Raw genomic sequence first — 15,193 nt, forward strand, 5'->3', positions numbered from 1 at the left:
AGCTATCTCAATGACATTTTTCAACGCCCTGCGTAGTAAAACCCCACTTGTAGGAACCTTTATCAAGACTCCGCACCATTCGGTTGTTGAAGCCCTAGGTGGGTCGGGTCTGGATTTTTTTATCCTAGATGGCGAACACTCGACGTTTGGCATTGCAGAGATTGACCGCTCGGTTCTGGCCGCACGGTATGTACAAAAGCCGGTTCTGGTGCGATTGACCGATGATCGCCCGGCAGACATTCTTCGGGTTCTGGATGTTGGTGCGGATGGCTTTCTAATACCGCATGTGACCTCGGGCGACCAGGCGGCCGCTATCGTGCGCGCGGCAAATTACGGAGAAAATGGCCGCGGTTATAGCGCCACAAATCGTGCCGGCGAATATGGTCGACGAAGTATGCCCGACCATCTGGCAGCATCCACCAATCCAGTTATCATCCCGCAAATCGAAGATCCGGTTGCGGTGGATAACATCGAAGAGATCGCTGCAATTGAAGGGATTACGGCATTATTTGTCGGGCCTGCCGATCTGGCGGTGGCCTACGGCGTGAATGACCTGAAATCACCGCGCGTGACCCAGGCGGTTGATCATGTGATCGCTGTGGCGACCAAGGCGGGTTTGCCCGTGGCTACATTCGCACCCTCAATGGCTGATGCTTCGACGCTTTTTGCGCGCGGGATTTCCGTTGTCGCCGTCGCGAGTGAGCACAAACCCATGCAGGATTTCTTTTCTGTCGGCGCCGTCAGCGCAGCGAAAGCGGATGGAGCTACATCATGATTAAGGTCTTGGCCCTTGATCCGATCCACGAGGCGGGTCTTGCGATGTTGCACGCTCGGCAGGACATCGAGTTGGTGCATTTACCGCAACCGGATGACGCCTCTATCGCAAAGCATATGGCGGATGCCGAGATCCTGATCTTACGGGGACGGCATCTAGATCCCGCCCTATTTGACACCGCAAAATCGTTGCGTCTGGTTTCCCGCCACGGGGTGGGATGCGACAATCTGGACTTCGCCCAAATGGGGCGAAACAGTGTGACTGTCGCGGTCTCTGCAGATGCTAACTATGTCTCGGTTGCCGAACACGCTTTTGCGTTGATGTTGGCGGGCTGTCGCAATTTGATCGCTGCTGATCAAGCTGTTCGATCGGGGGATTGGGCGCGCCGGGATGCCTTGGGTGGTCGCGATGTTCAGGGCAGCAAAATTTTGGTGGTGGGTTTTGGCCGGATCGGGCAAGCGTTTGCCGCCCGTGCCGCGGCCTTTGGCGGTGAAGTCACGGTCTTTGACCCCTATTTACCTGCTGATGTCACGCTTCCCGCTGGACTGAAATTGGCCGAAAATAGGGAAACAGCTGTTGGCGAAGCCGATATTGTCAGCCTGCACTTGCCACACAGCCCGCAGACCGCGAATATGGTTGATGCGGCTTTACTGGCACAGTTCCGCGCAGGCGCTATTCTGGTCAACACCGGACGTGGTGGGATTGTTGATGAGCATGCCTTGCTTGCAGCGCTCGATGCCGGACGGCCCGCCCTTTATGCAACCGATGTTCTGGCATCCGAGCCACCGGCTCAGGATGATCCGCTTCTGTCCCGCAAAGATGTTATCGTTACTCCGCATTCGGCTGCGATGACCGAACAAGGGGCCATGCGTATGGCCACAGGAGCGGCGCAGAACGCTCTCGATTTTCTCGATGGAACACTCCCCGATCGAATGGTGGCATTCGCCCCATCTTGACACCCATTTACTAAATATAAGCCTCAAAATTCAAAGGAGACCGCAATGGCCACCTATCTCAAAACCGGCAAACCCGAAGCCGACCGTGCCAATGACGATGCAAAGACCCGTGAGATCGTCGCAACGGTCCTTTCCGAAATCAAAGATCGCGGCGACGAAGCCGTCCGCGAGCTCAGCGAAAAGTTTGATAACTATTCGCCCGTTTGCCTCAAACTGTCGGATGCCGAAATTGACGATCTGATGAAAAAAGTATCGGATCGCGATTTGGCGGACATCAAATTCGCTCAGGAGCAGGTACGCAACTTTGCCCAAGCGCAGCGCGACTCGATGCTTGATGTCGAGGTGGAAACCATGCCCGGGGTGATCCTTGGTCACAAGAACATCCCTGTACAATCTGTCGGGTGCTATATTCCGGGCGGAAAATTTCCGATGGTGGCCTCGGCGCATATGTCGGTGCTCACAGCCAGCGTGGCCGGCGTGCCGCGCATCATCGCCGCGACACCGCCGTTTAAGGGTGAGCCCAACCCGGCGGTTATCGCAGCTATGAAGCTTGGTGGTGCGCATGAGATTTATGTAATGGGCGGCATTCAGGCGATTGGCGCGATGGCGTTGGGGACGCAAACCATTGATCCCGTTGACATGATTGTCGGCCCTGGCAATGCGTTTGTAGCCGAGGCAAAGCGCCAACTTTATGGCCGGGTCGGGATCGACCTTTTTGCCGGGCCTACTGAAACGATGGTTATTGCAGACGAAACCGTTGATGCGGAGCTCTGCGCTACAGACCTGCTCGGACAGGCGGAACACGGTTACAACAGTCCAGCCATTTTGGTGACCACATCGCAAAAGCTGGCCGAAGAAACACTATCAGAAATTGATCGTATTCTGAAAATTCTGCCCACTGCAGATACCGCTCGTATGAGTTGGGAAGACTACGGTGAGGTGATTGTCTGTGACAGTTACAACGAAATGCTTTCAGTCGCCAATGATATCGCGTCCGAGCATGTGCAGATCATGACCGATCGGGATGATTGGTTCTTGGAAAACATGCACAGTTACGGGGCATTGTTCCTTGGGCCTCGCACCAATGTGGCCAATGGTGACAAGGTGATCGGGACCAATCACACCTTGCCTACCAAAAAGGCTGGCCGATACACGGGGGGGCTTTGGGTTGGTAAGTTTTTGAAAACACACAGCTACCAGAAAATTATAACAGATGAGGCTGCTACGCTGATCGGCGAATACGGTTCGCGTCTGTGTATGCTTGAGGGTTTTGTTGGTCATGCGGAGCAGTGCAATCTACGGGTGCGCCGCTATGGCGGCAAGAACGTAGCTTACGGCACCGCAGCAGTATGATGGAGTTGCCAAAAACACCGTCGTTCCGGTTGGATGGACGTCGCGCCCTTGTCACCGGGGCATCGTCCGGAATTGGTCTAGGCAGCGCTGTTGCGTTGGCCGAGGCCGGCGCGCATGTCGTATTGGCCGCACGGGGGATTGAGCAGCTGGAGAAAGCTGCCAACGCCCTTGGCGCCGCCGGGCATTCTGTTGAAGTACTGGTCCTTGATGTGGGGGATCTCGATTCCGTTGCTGCGGCGATTGAAGCGGCTAGTCCATTTGACATCGTGGTGAATTCTGCTGGACTGGCGAGACACGGGCCCGCAGATGACACCACCCCCGAGGACTACGATGCGGCCATGGCCATCAACTTGCGGGGGGCATACTTTCTGTCAACCTACAGCTCCAAAGCCATGCGTGCGGCTGGCAAGAAAGGGTCAATTATCCATATTTCCAGCCAGATGGGCCATGTCGGCGGCATTGATCGAGCTGTCTATTGTGCAACGAAGCATGGCCTGGAAGGGATGACCAAATCAATGGCAATCGAATGGGGTAAGCAGGGTATCCGGATCAATACGCTTTGTCCCACATTCATCCGCACACCACTCACCCAATCTACCTTTAATGACCCCGAGCGTCGGACGTGGATTGAAGGAAAGATCAAACTCGGCCGTATTGGCGAGATTGAGGATATTATGGGCGCGGTCGTTTTTCTTGCATCAGACGCTAGTGCCATGGTCACCGGAACGGCGTTGATGATTGATGGCGGCTGGACCGCCGATTGAGAAACGAAAGAGCATAACCAATGGAACGCTTCGAGGTTGATACGGTCGTTGCAGGTGCCGGTGTCGTTGGCATCGCAGTGGCACGGGCATTGGCGATGGCCGGGCGAGAGGTTTTGATCCTTGAGAAAAACGCGCGCTTCGGGGAAGAAACCAGCGCACGTAATTCCGAGGTGATCCACGCGGGTATTTACTATGCGCAAGGGTCGCTGAAAGCGCGGCATTGTGTGCGCGGGCGGGAGATGTTGTACAGCTATTGCGCCGCCCGTGGCGTTCCGCATCGCAAATGTGGGAAGCTGATTGTGGCTACTACAGATGCCGAATGTGCAGCACTGCCCGACATCATTCGCAAAGCTGAAGCCAACGGGGTTGCCGACCTTCAAATGCTGGGTTCGGATGAGGTGCGCCAACTGGAACCGGAACTTTCGGTGACGGCGGCGTTGTTTTCTCCTTCGACCGGTATCGTCGATATCCACAACTACATGCTTGCCCTTCTGGGCGAGGCAGAAGCCCATGGCGCGCAACTTGTTACGCGTGCCCCAATCCTTGGCGGGCAGGTTAGAGATTCAGGCGCGGTGGACTTGGAGATCGGTGGGAATGAGCCCATGCAATTGACAACGCGGTCGCTGGTTAATTGTGCGGGGCTTTGGGCGGCGGATCTCGCTGGGCGGATCGAGGGTTTACCAAAACCGCCAGAGATGCGTTTTGTCAAAGGAAACTACTTTTCCTACGGACGCAAGGCACCGTTCAAACGGCTGATTTATCCAGCTCCCCGAGACGGCGGGTTAGGGGTACATGTCACGCTTGATATGAACGGGCGTGCAAAATTTGGCCCGGATACGGAATGGCTTAACAACCCGCATCCCGACGGAATTTCCTACACTGTGGACGCACAGCTGCGCGACCGTTTCGCCGCCGCCGTGCAAGCCTATTGGCCGACGCTCGACGCAGGCAGTCTGCAGCCGGATTATTCTGGTGTTCGACCAAAGCTCGCCGGGGCAGACTACCCTGATTTTTGTATAGAAGGCCCGGAAAATCTATCGGGCCCGCATGCCATGCTTTATGGTATTGAATCTCCTGGTTTGACTGCGTCGCTATCTATTGCCGCGGATCTGAGGGAGCTTTTGAAATGAGATCGTGCAAGATGTCGATGACGGCGCGACGCTGGTTGCGTCGCAAAGTTTCCGCTGGTTTGAAAAGGTCTATCCGCTGAATATAGTTATGCCGCCAGCTCCGCGAAGGACTGTAAGGCGCAGCTGCCATTGGCCGGGATCTGACCCTTGCGGATCATGTGGGACGTCTCGATCCCGGCGATAGTTGCGGCGGCCGAGTGGAAGGCCTTGAAGCCCATCATCGGACGGGTGATGCGCTTGATGAAGCGATGGTCCTGTTCGACAATGTTGTTCAGATATTTGACTGACCGGTTGTGTCGCAAACCTTCTGGGATGCCGAAAGGTGCTTGAGTCCGGACATGATTAGCAACCATCCGGCGTGGACCGCAGATGGGAGCAATTCTCAGGTCGTGCCCTTGGGGGCTTTGGGTTTGCGGGGGCGCAGGGTCCATTTCTTCGCAAGCAGGTGAAGTCGTTCGACGATCCTGTCGATCCGGGCGTCGTTGGGATCAAAGGAATGGCTCTGTTGCAAACTTGGAGGCGGGTTGCCGTGTCATCTCAGTCTGATCGTGTAGAACTGGCTATGAACGACTTCAAAGGGCGGCATTTCAGCGGTGAAGTCGTGCTCTGGGCTGTGCGATGGTACTGCCGGTATGGCCTCAGCTACCGCGACCTTGAAACCATGATGGCAGAGCGCGGTGTGCGTGTCGATCATTCGACGGTTTACCGCTGGGTGCAACGCTACGCCCCCGAAATGGAGCGGCGGATGCGTTGGCAATGGCGGCGGCCGATGTCTGATAGCTGGCGGGTCGACGAGACCTATATCAAGGTGCGCGGCGAGTGGACATATTTGTACCGGGCCGTCGACAAATTGGGCAACACGGTCGATTTTTACCTGTCTTCGTCCCGCAATGCCAAAGCGGCCAAACGATGTCTGGGCAAGGCCATCCGCGCCTGTAAAGACTGGGAAAAACCGTCCAAAATCAACACCGACAAGGCCGGGTGCTACACCCAGGCCATCCGCGAACTGAAGCAAGAGGGCAACTGCCCCAAGGACGTGGAGCACCGCCAGGTCAAATACCGGAACAACATCATTGAGGCCGATCACGGCAAGCTCAAGCAGCTGATCAAACCGGTGCGTGGCTTCAAGACGATGAGGACTGCCTACGCCACAATCAAGGGTTTCGAGGTGATGCGCGCGCTGCGAAAGGGCCAGGGACGCGCCTTCAACCTAACGCGCGATCCGGTCGACGAAAAGCGGATGATCGAACGGGCCTTCGGTGTCGGGCCATGTGTCATGACTGAGGCAATGACGCTGATCGAAGAGCATTTCAAAGCCGCAGCATAAATGTGTCCAATGGAGGGGTAACGCCGTCCTGTGATGAAGTTTGCAACAGAGCCGGATTCTGCACTTTCCGGCATCAGACCCCCTCCAGGGAGTCGATTGCAGCCATAGGCGACGTTTTGGCCTGGAGACCGAGTCGCGACGCCGTCACGATGGATTAATGTCGCATCTCAATACATCTTTAGTGTGGATTTCAGGAATTTCTGCACGCGTTCAAGTCCTTGCACGAGAATGCTGGGCCGGATTTCGATGTCGGTTGTTTCTCATTGACTTTCGCGCAGCTCGGCTTAATACTCAAATAAATGATTACTCCACTTTTGGAGTTATAAGGCGAAGAACCAATCGAGCCCTGTGTCAAGCGGAAGGGCTCCCAAGCTGAGCTGGAGCAAAGAGGACCAAATGTTGGATCATACGGACACCATCACCCGATTGAGGAGCGAGCTGGGGAGCGACAAGGTTTCCACATCGCGCAAGGATCTGGAGGCGAGCAGTCACGATACCTGGCCGCTGATGACCAAGCTGAACCTGCTGGGCGAGCATCCCAACATGGCAGACATTGTCGTACGTGCGATCAGCGAAGACGATATCTGCACCGTGCTTCGGATTGCGAACGAGACATCTACCCCCGTTACTGTCCGGGCGCTCGCCTCGTCCGTCACCGGGCAGCCGCTGCCGACGCGCGGCGGGATTGTGCTCGATCTCTCCGGGATGCCGCGGGAATACAGCGTCAACGAGACGAACATGACCGTGACGGCGACCTGTTCCTACAATGGTGGCAGTCTGGAAGAGCGTTTGAACAAGACCGGCTGGACCATGGGGCACTCGCCGCAATCGCTGTTCCGCTCCACCGTTGGCGGATGGTTGGCGACGCTGGCCACCGGGCAATTCTCGTCCTTTTATGGCGGGATCGAGGATCTTGTCGTTGGCTATGACATCATCCTGGCGACGGGCGAGAAGGTTTCGTTGCAAGCCAACCCGCGCGCCGCGATGGGTCCGGACCTGCGGCAGCTGTTCCTTGGGTCCGAAGGGACGTTGGGCATCATCACGTCGGTGACGCTCAAGATCTTCCCCGAGCAGGAAGCCGAAGAATTGATGACCTACACGATCCCGACCGTGAAGGATGGTCTGGCGGCGATGCGAGAGCTGATGGCCTCCAACCTGCGGCCCTTCCTCGTGCGGTTCTACGACACCGAGGAAGCCCGGCATGCGATGGCAGACAAGAGCTTTGCCACCCCGGTTTTGTTCGTCGGTAGCCGCGGCCTGAAGACGATGGTCGCTGCCGAACAATCCGCGCTGAAGACGATTATCGAAACCCACGGCGGCAAGGCCATCGGGCCCAAGGGCGTGGAAGGCTGGATGGGGCGTCGCTACGATTTTTCCACTGTCGAAGCCCTGTTGGCGTCGCGCGGTGGTTTTGGCGAAACCATCGAGATCGCCCACAACTGGGATTCGATCCATGCGCTTTGGGAGGATCTGAAACAGGCGCTCGATCCGCTGGCTGACGAGGTGCTCTCGCATTTCTCGCACATCTACATGCAGGGCACGTCCATGTACGTGATCATGCTGAGCAAGGAAGACAGCGACGAGTCTGCGGTCGAGCGGTTGCGCGAGATCTGGAAGACGACGATGGAGGTCTGCCTCAAGCACGGCGCGGAGCTTTCGCACCACCACGGCGGCGGGCTTGCCCGGTCGCCCTACAGCCGGCGGTCGCTGGGCGATGCACATCTGGTGCTGCGCAAACTGAAGGCAGCGATGGACCCCAATTCAATTCTGAACCCCGGCAAGCTCGGGCTCGACTGAACAACGGATCAGGGCGGCGGCCCGGTCGGGCCGCCCCGAAATACTTGATGTTCACGCAAGAAGCGGTCTGCTGTGTCAGGGAGCGTCCGGGAGGGGTGTGAGGAGACGAGCCAGACGTAAGCGTGAATGAACCCACCAATACAGGAGGATATGATGGAGGGTTTGAGCATTACCATGATGGGTGTCATGGGGGCATTGGCAGGCGGTTTCGTAGGCGCAGCCTTCGGGGCGCTGCTGGCGTTTGTCTTTACCGGTTTCGCCATCCTTGCCGGGATCGGGGTGCTGCTTTCGGGCGGCGCGGGCGATTTCCTGACACAGGTGGCTTTCGGCTCCTTCTTCGGGCCGCATATTTCCTTTGCTGGTGGCGTGGCCGCGGCGGCTTATGCGGGCGGCAAGGGCTATCTTGAAAGCGGGCGCGACATCGTCACCCCGCTTGCCAGCCTCGGCAAACCCGACGTGCTTTTCGTCGGCGCGGGATTTGGTCTGTTCGGCTATCTTGTCCAGTCGCTACTGCTCGCAATGCCGTCCATCGGCACCAACACCGACGGGATCGCGCTTACCGTTGTTATCTCTGCTGTCACAGCGCGGCTCGTCTTTGGCAAGACCGGCCTCGTCGGCACCCATAGCGAAGGTGTCACGGGCTGGGCGAAGTTCAAGCCAACCAAGACCCATGCCTGGTTGCCCTATCAGGACGGTTGGGCAATGACGACCGCAATCGGATTCGGTGTTGGCGGCATGTCGGCCTGGGCTGCGGTGGAAATGCTCGCCGCCTATCCCGAAGCGCCCGCGGTTATCTTCCTCGGCTTCGCGATTTCGGCAATCTCCGTTCTCTGCCTCGGATTCAACATGTTCGTCCCGGTGACGCATCACATCACGGCTGTTTCCGCCGTCACCGCCGCGCAATTCATGGTCGTGACCCAGAACCAGGTGGTGCTCGTCCTCGTGGGCGCGCTCGGTGGCCTTGCGGCTGCGCTTCTTGGCCAGTGTTTCTCGCGCTTCTGGCTGATCCGGGGCGACAGCCATATCGACCCGCCGGCCTCGGCCATCTGGCCGCTGACCACGGCTGCCATCCTGCTTGCAACTGCGATAAATTGATCGAGGAAAGACATGACAATGACCAAGCACATCCTCGTCATCGACTCCGGCACCACAGGCACCCGCGCGCTGATTTATGATGATCGCAGCCACATCCTGACCCAGGCTTACACGGAGTTTCCCAACTACCACCCGGCACCAGACCGGGTGGAACAGGACGCCACCGAGATCTGGGACGCCACCAAGAAGATGATCGATCAGGCGCTCGACAACCTGAAGATCACCATGGCCGACATCGCCTGCATCGGCATCACGAACCAGCGCGCAACAACTGTTGTCTGGGACCGCGCCACGGGCCTGCCTGTCACCCGCGCCATCGTCTGGCAGGACACCCGCACTGCGTCCCGGGCCCAGGAACTGGCCCCAGACTGGGGTGAAAAGGTCTATTCCCGCACCGGATGGTCTCTGGCGCCGGTCTATTCCTCGCTTTCCTTGCAGTGGATGCTGGAAAACGTGGATGGGCTGAAAGCCCGGGCTGAGGCCGGGGAACTGGCCTTCGGCACCATCGACACCTGGTTGATCCACTGCCTGACCGGTGGCAAGTCGCATGTCATCTCGGCCTCCAATGCCTCGGTGACCGGGTCCTATGACCTGCTGAACGACGAATGGTACGGCGAGTGGCTTGAGGCGTTGGGTGTTCCTGTCTCGATGTACCCGTCGGTTGTGGATGACTCCGGCAAGGTGGCAGAGACCGACCCGGATGTCATGGGCACGGCCGTGCCGATCAGCGGGGTGATCGCCGACCAGCACGCGGCGCTTTTCGCGCAGGAATGTGTCAAACCGGGCAACATCAAATGCACCCACGGCACCGGCACCTTCCTCGACATGCTGATCGGGACGGAGCCGAAGATCGACACCGGCTCCGGCATCTGCTGTCAGATCGCCTGGCGCAAGGACGGCAAGACCCAATATGCGCTCGAAGGGTACGCGGGCAGCACCGGCTCGGCGGTGCAGTGGCTGCGCGACGGGATCAAGATCATCAGCAGTTCCAAGGAATCTGAAGCCGAAGCGATGAAGGCCGAGGACAATGGCGGCGTCTACTTCGTGCCCGCTCTGACCGGCCTGTCGGCCCCCTATTGGGACAGCTATGCCCGCGGCATGATCATCGGTATCACGCCGGGCACAACGCGCCGGCACATCGTTCGGGCCTGCCTGGAAGGGATCGTCTATTCGGTGCGCGACTTCGTCAACGCGATGACCGAGATCTCGGGCTACGAGATCAACGCGGTTGCCATCGATGGCGGGGCGTCGGCCAATGACCTGCTGGCGCAGTTCCAGGCCGACCAGCTGGGTGTCGATGTCATCCGGCCGCGCTCGGTAGAGGCCACAAGCCTTGGCGCCGCGCTGATGGCCGGTCTGGGTGTCGGGATCTGGAAGACCGAAAGCGAGGCCTTTGGCGTCGGCCGCAACAAGACGACCTTCTCGCCCAAGACCGATGAAGAAACCCGCAACGCGCAATACGCAACCTGGGAACGGGCTGTCGAGCGCTCAAGAGGATGGAGCAAGTGATGAAACGGGCAAGTCTTTCAGACCTTTCCGGAACCACTTTCGACATCGCCGTGATCGGCGGTGGCATCACGGGCGCCGCGATCGCCCGAGATGCAGCCCTGCGAGGGCTGCGGGTGGTCCTGGTCGAAAAAGAGGATTTCGCGTCGGGAACCTCCAGCCGGTCCTCCAAGCTTATTCACGGGGGGCTGCGCTATCTTGAGACCTATCAATTCGGGCTGGTGGCGGAATCGGTGCGCGAACGCGAGATGGCGTTGCGGCTGGCGCCCCATCTGGCCAAGGTTCAGCCCTTTCTCTACATGGTCTACAAGGACAGCCCCGAAAAGAAATGGCTGTTGAACCTTGGCCTGACCTTCTACGACGTGGTGTCTGGCAGCGGGAGCAAGCGCCGGCACAAAATGCTGAGCAAGTCAGATGTTCTGGAGCGCCAACCGCAGTTCCGCGAAGACGGGCTGCTTGGCGCGGCGATGTTCTATGACCTGTCCACCGACGACGCCCGTGTGACCATCGACACGGTGAAGGGCGCGTCCGAACACGGGGCGCAGATCATCAACCATTGCGAGGTGATCGGGCTTACCCATGACGACACCCGCTGCAATGGCATCAAGGTGCGCGACCGGCTGAGCGGCGCGGAGGGCACGATCACGGCCAGTTATGTCGTCAACTCGACGGGGCCCTGGTCCGACACGATCCTGCGGTTCGAGGACGAGACCTCCCACGTGCTGCGCCCGACCAAGGGCGTGCATATCGTCCTGCGGAAAAAGGACTTCTCGCTGCATTCCGCTGTCTTCATGCGCTCGCCCGATGACGGCCGGGTGGTCTGGCCGATCCCGTCGATGCAGGACGACCGGGTGTTCATCGGCACGACCGACACGACCTACGACGGCGATCTCGATGACGTTTACCCCGAGGCAGAAGACATCCGGTACCTGCTGAATGTCGCCAACCACCTGATGCCGGGCGCAAAACTCACCGAGGAGCATATCGTTGGCTCCTGGGCCGGCCTGCGCCCGCTGATCGCGCCAAAGGCAGATCTGGACAACGCCAGGACCCCGCGGGAGCATCAGATCATCCGCAGCCCCTCCGGTGTCTTTTCCATTGTCGGGGGCAAACTGACCAGCAACCGGATTATGGCCCGGCACCTGCTGGATGCGGTGGTCAAGGCGGATCGCAACACCTATCTGTCGCCGTCTCTGCTGCCCTACAGCGCCGACAAGGTGCCGCTGTCCGGCGCCCATCGCAAAGGCGACGACCGCCGCGCAGGCGTGCCGCGCTATTCTCGCAACGATCTTGCGGCGGAGCTGCAGGAACGGGGCATTCCGCCCGGGCTCGCTGTCAGCTGGACCGGGCGCTACGGCAATAACGCGCTCGCGCTCGGACATCTCTGGTCACAGGACGAGACGATGCAGGAAGATCTTGGGGCGCGTGGATTGACGGTAGCCGAGCTTCACTACTGCGTGACGCAGGAAGCTGCCGCCTCGCTGCGCGACCTGCTTGTCCGACGCGTTTCGGCCTTCTTCTGGGACAGGACCGGCGGCACCCAGAAGATCGCGCGCATTGCCGAGGTGATGCAAACCCTTCTCGGTTGGAGCGATGAAGAAATGGCGCGTCAGATCGAGGACTATCGGGCGCTTGTTGCCAAACACCGCCCGACACCGCTCGAGGCTTCTGCTTCCCCTCAGACGGTCGTCGATATGGCCAGCTGAGCCTGTCCCCTCCCTCACCGCCAAGACAAGCCGGCCCCTGTCCCGGGACCGGCTTCTTTTCAGCCGATGGTTTCGAAGGCTTTCAGATATGGATCTTCCTGATGAAAGGCTGTCAGCTGCGCCTGCATGACCAGCGTGTCGTCCAGTTCCGCCAAAAGAGACACCAGCTCGGGCCGTTCCGGGTTCACGACAAAGGCCGCCGCGGACAGGTTGCGGTGAATCTCCACCGCTGTCTCTCGCTGGAGCATCGAGGCCCGCAATCCCGCCAGTTCCAATGGTACCGGGCTGGACGTCAGATGCCACAGCCCCGCATCGACCTCCCGACGCAGGATGCGCGAGGGAACCTGCCGGAAATCGGTCTCGACATGCGAATAGCCTTCGCTCGACGGAAACTCCGCCTCCGTGATGTCGTTGTGATCCGAGGAATTTCTGTCGATAGCGATGGTCTTCCAGTCATCGCGGGCCTCACCCGACCGGGAAACGACAATCAGCCGGCGCGAGGAGTAGTAGGTCTCGGGAGGCATTGTGCGCAAACAGGCGTCGGGGATGGTCTCAACCATATTCCGCGCCGCGCCCATAGAGGTCAGAGCGATATCGAAATCTCCCTTCAGAACCTGGGCGATCCGGCGTTCGCCCCCAGTGGCGTTGGAGATGAAATAGGGAATGTTCATTGCCCCAAGCTTGCCGGTGACATGTTCGACAAGCACGTCGATCTCGATCGATCCGCTCGATGGCATCAGCAATTGCACTGCGGGAAGCTTCGCAATGTTCCAGCAAAGCCCAGTGTCGATATGGGTGATGACCCGCCCCATATGCCCCTTTGACCGGGTCTCCAGCGCGTCCGACTCCTTCAGAACTCGAAGCGCACGTTGCATCGTACCGGCGACAATTCCGTATCTTTCGAAAAACCACGTATTCGTCGGCAATTTTCCGTCCAACCCCGAGGCGAGCGCATGTGTGACAATGGACCGTGTCGCATTGAGGATGGCCTGGTCGCCAGTGGAAACCGATGTGCTTCGTGGCATTGGGCTCGCCGTATGCTTTGGCATCGCGCCGCGCTGATTGCGCGTCATCCCGCCTTTCGTTCTGCCTTGGACCAGAAGGACCTAACGCGCGTGCCAATGCCTGTCAACGCGGCGTCTTTGTGCGCCACCGTACCGTTGGACCTGTCGCGGTTTGATGCCGCCCCTTTGATAGCATTTATTGCAACAAAGGAGACTGACTATGGGACTGAAACGGACGGACGAATTCCGCCAAGACGCAGTGCGAATCGCGCTGACCAGCGGACTGACACGGCGGCAAGTTGCGGATGATTTGGGCGTTGGGCTGTCGACGCAGAACAAGTGGGTGACGGCGCACCGCGACACGGATGTGGTATCGCCCGAGGACCGCGAGCTTGCGCGGGAGAACGAACGGCTTCGGCGTGAGAACCGCATCCTCAAGGAGGAGAGGGACATCCTAAAAAAAGCCACCTATTATCCGGCAGGCGATTACGCAGGGCGTTGTTGCAGAAGTCGTCTTCGAGGCGAGCTTACCCCTTTCCCCGGTAGCCTTAGGCGACGCGCTCAATCTCGGCTTGGGCGAGGGAGTTGAAGCGGTTCATGAGGGCGATGCGGATGTGGATTTCGGCGGTCTGGAGGTCGGGGTCTCTTGAGGCGATCCTCTCTCCGAAGGACTTGAGGCAGCGCATTTTCGCCTCGATCCGGCTTCGGATGTGATAGCCAGACCAGTTTTTCCAGATCGCTCGCCCGAGGAGCCGGGTGGCGCGCAGGATGTCATTGCGCGCGAGCGCAGCGGGGCAGTCCTCTTTCCAGAAGCGTCCATTCTTGCGGATGGGGATGAGTGCGGTGCCGCCCCGTGCGAGGATCGCGGCATGACAGTGGCGGGGTGAAGGGCGTCCCGGAATTGATCCAGTGGATCAATTTAGCCCAGAACGGGCGGAGCCCCGGGTCGAAGGCACCATCACCGGTCACGGTGCCGATCTCCTGATCCGGCGGGATCTGATCCAGGAGGTCCGGCAGGACGGGGCTGTCGCCCTCGCGGCTGGACGTGAATTCCACGGCCAGGATGTCGCCGGAGCCCGTGTCCATCGCAAGGTGGACCTTGCGGTATTGGCGTCTGCGATGCGTGCCGTGCTTGCGAGCGAGCCACTCTCCATCCCCGAGAAACGTGATCCCTGTGCTGTCGACCAACAGGTTGAGGGGACCTGCCGCGCGACGGCTCGAGACCTCGACAGTGATGGTCTTTGGTCTGCGGCTCAGGGTGGAGACGTCGGGGACCGGCCAATCCAGCCCCGCCATCTGCAGGATGCTCGACACCATCCCGGTCGTTTGTCGGAGCGGAGGGCCGAACAGCACTTTCACCATCAGGCAGAACTGGATCGCCGCATCGCAGAACACCGGCGGTCGCCCATGCGACCGGCCTTGGGCGCCAGCCACACCATGTCCTTGTCGAGCCAACCTCTCACACATGCAAGCATGTGTTGCCGGTCAACGGATCAAAAGCGACCCACGCCGCTTCAGCGCTTCGTTGTAGGATTTCCAGTTCGTCGTGCGGTAGCGGGCAGGGTCAGGCTTGCTCATGCGCGCCCTCTTAACCTACCGGATTCGCAGTGTGAATCCTTCCAGAGCTGACTTCTGCAACATATGTAACCGCCCTTAGCGCAAGAGGGGTTCTGAAGCATTTTCTGACGCGTCGTCGGGTTCTGACATATGTCCGGCCTCAAGATGCGACCTTACAGATGTCGCGGGCCCCGATGGTGTTCGAAGATCAGGTCCCAAATCA

General features: G+C 59.1%; 11 protein-coding genes and 3 pseudogenes. 11 read left to right on the forward strand and 3 right to left on the reverse strand.

Annotated features, from left to right (window positions below):
* Nucleotides 1–10 precede the first annotated feature (10 nt).
* The 5 genes from DT23_RS05410 to DT23_RS05430 are packed head-to-tail and all read left to right on the forward strand — an operon-like array spanning nucleotide 11 to nucleotide 4,978.
* A complete protein-coding gene (locus DT23_RS05410) occupies nucleotides 11–775 on the forward strand; it encodes an HpcH/HpaI aldolase family protein (protein ID WP_038129089.1) in 765 nt (254 codons plus the stop codon).
* A complete protein-coding gene (locus tag DT23_RS05415) occupies nucleotides 772–1,731 on the forward strand; it encodes an NAD(P)-dependent oxidoreductase (RefSeq protein WP_038129091.1) in 960 nt (319 codons plus the stop codon). Before DT23_RS05410 ends, DT23_RS05415 begins: the two co-directional genes overlap by 4 nt.
* A gap of 45 nt (nucleotides 1,732–1,776) precedes the next feature.
* Entirely contained in the window at nucleotides 1,777–3,084 is a 1,308-nt protein-coding gene (hisD, locus tag DT23_RS05420) for a histidinol dehydrogenase (protein ID WP_038129093.1), read from the forward strand.
* Nucleotides 3,084–3,848 (forward strand): SDR family NAD(P)-dependent oxidoreductase, encoded by a 765-nt coding sequence (locus tag DT23_RS05425; RefSeq protein ID WP_156023866.1) that lies wholly within the window; start codon nucleotides 3,084–3,086, stop codon nucleotides 3,846–3,848. The genes hisD and DT23_RS05425 overlap by 1 nt, the downstream gene beginning before the upstream one ends.
* Nucleotides 3,849–3,868: 20 nt before the next feature.
* Nucleotides 3,869–4,978 (forward strand): NAD(P)/FAD-dependent oxidoreductase, encoded by a 1,110-nt coding sequence (locus DT23_RS05430; protein ID WP_038129099.1) that lies wholly within the window; start codon nucleotides 3,869–3,871, stop codon nucleotides 4,976–4,978.
* Between the two features lie 86 nt (nucleotides 4,979–5,064).
* Here the strand turns inward: DT23_RS05430 and DT23_RS05435 are convergent.
* Nucleotides 5,065–5,268: pseudogene (locus tag DT23_RS05435) on the reverse strand (DDE-type integrase/transposase/recombinase); the annotation flags it as partial.
* 272 nt (nucleotides 5,269–5,540) lie between these two features.
* Between DT23_RS05435 and DT23_RS05440 the strand changes: the two are divergent.
* The 5 genes from DT23_RS05440 to DT23_RS05460 all read left to right on the forward strand — a co-directional run bounded on the left by DT23_RS05440 (nucleotide 5,541) and on the right by DT23_RS05460 (nucleotide 12,409).
* On the forward strand, nucleotides 5,541–6,305 hold the full coding sequence (locus tag DT23_RS05440) for an IS6 family transposase (protein WP_038129100.1): 765 nt from the start codon (nucleotides 5,541–5,543) through the stop codon (nucleotides 6,303–6,305).
* A 396-nt stretch (nucleotides 6,306–6,701) separates the two neighbouring features.
* Nucleotides 6,702–8,102 carry an FAD-binding oxidoreductase gene (locus tag DT23_RS05445; RefSeq protein ID WP_038129102.1) on the forward strand — a complete coding sequence of 467 codons (1,401 nt, stop codon included), beginning with the start codon at nucleotides 6,702–6,704 and terminating at the stop codon, nucleotides 8,100–8,102.
* Between the two features lie 153 nt (nucleotides 8,103–8,255).
* The gene (locus tag DT23_RS05450; RefSeq protein ID WP_051697064.1) at nucleotides 8,256–9,197 is read left to right on the forward strand and encodes a DUF7973 family transport facilitator; all 942 of its coding nucleotides are present in this window, start codon (nucleotides 8,256–8,258) and stop codon (nucleotides 9,195–9,197) included.
* Between the two features lie 18 nt (nucleotides 9,198–9,215).
* Nucleotides 9,216–10,706, forward strand: coding sequence for an FGGY family carbohydrate kinase (locus DT23_RS05455; protein WP_038129106.1), 1,491 nt, complete (start codon nucleotides 9,216–9,218; stop codon nucleotides 10,704–10,706).
* Nucleotides 10,706–12,409 (forward strand): glycerol-3-phosphate dehydrogenase/oxidase, encoded by a 1,704-nt coding sequence (locus tag DT23_RS05460; RefSeq protein WP_051697065.1) that lies wholly within the window; start codon nucleotides 10,706–10,708, stop codon nucleotides 12,407–12,409. Before DT23_RS05455 ends, DT23_RS05460 begins: the two co-directional genes overlap by 1 nt.
* A gap of 59 nt (nucleotides 12,410–12,468) precedes the next feature.
* Here the strand turns inward: DT23_RS05460 and DT23_RS05465 are convergent, their stop codons facing one another.
* On the reverse strand, nucleotides 12,469–13,482 hold the full coding sequence (locus DT23_RS05465; RefSeq protein WP_038129109.1) for a YhfZ family protein: 1,014 nt from the start codon (nucleotides 13,480–13,482) through the stop codon (nucleotides 12,469–12,471).
* Nucleotides 13,483–13,633: 151 nt separating this feature from the next.
* Between DT23_RS05465 and DT23_RS18910 the strand changes: the two are divergent.
* Nucleotides 13,634–13,879 (forward strand): annotated as a pseudogene (locus DT23_RS18910) (transposase); the annotation flags it as partial.
* A gap of 82 nt (nucleotides 13,880–13,961) precedes the next feature.
* Here the strand turns inward: DT23_RS18910 and DT23_RS18915 are convergent.
* Nucleotides 13,962–14,991, reverse strand: a pseudogene (locus tag DT23_RS18915) (IS5 family transposase).
* Nucleotides 14,992–15,193: the final 202 nt, after the last annotated feature.

Source organism: Thioclava indica (assembly GCF_000714545.1).
Classification (GTDB): domain Bacteria; phylum Pseudomonadota; class Alphaproteobacteria; order Rhodobacterales; family Rhodobacteraceae; genus Thioclava; species Thioclava indica.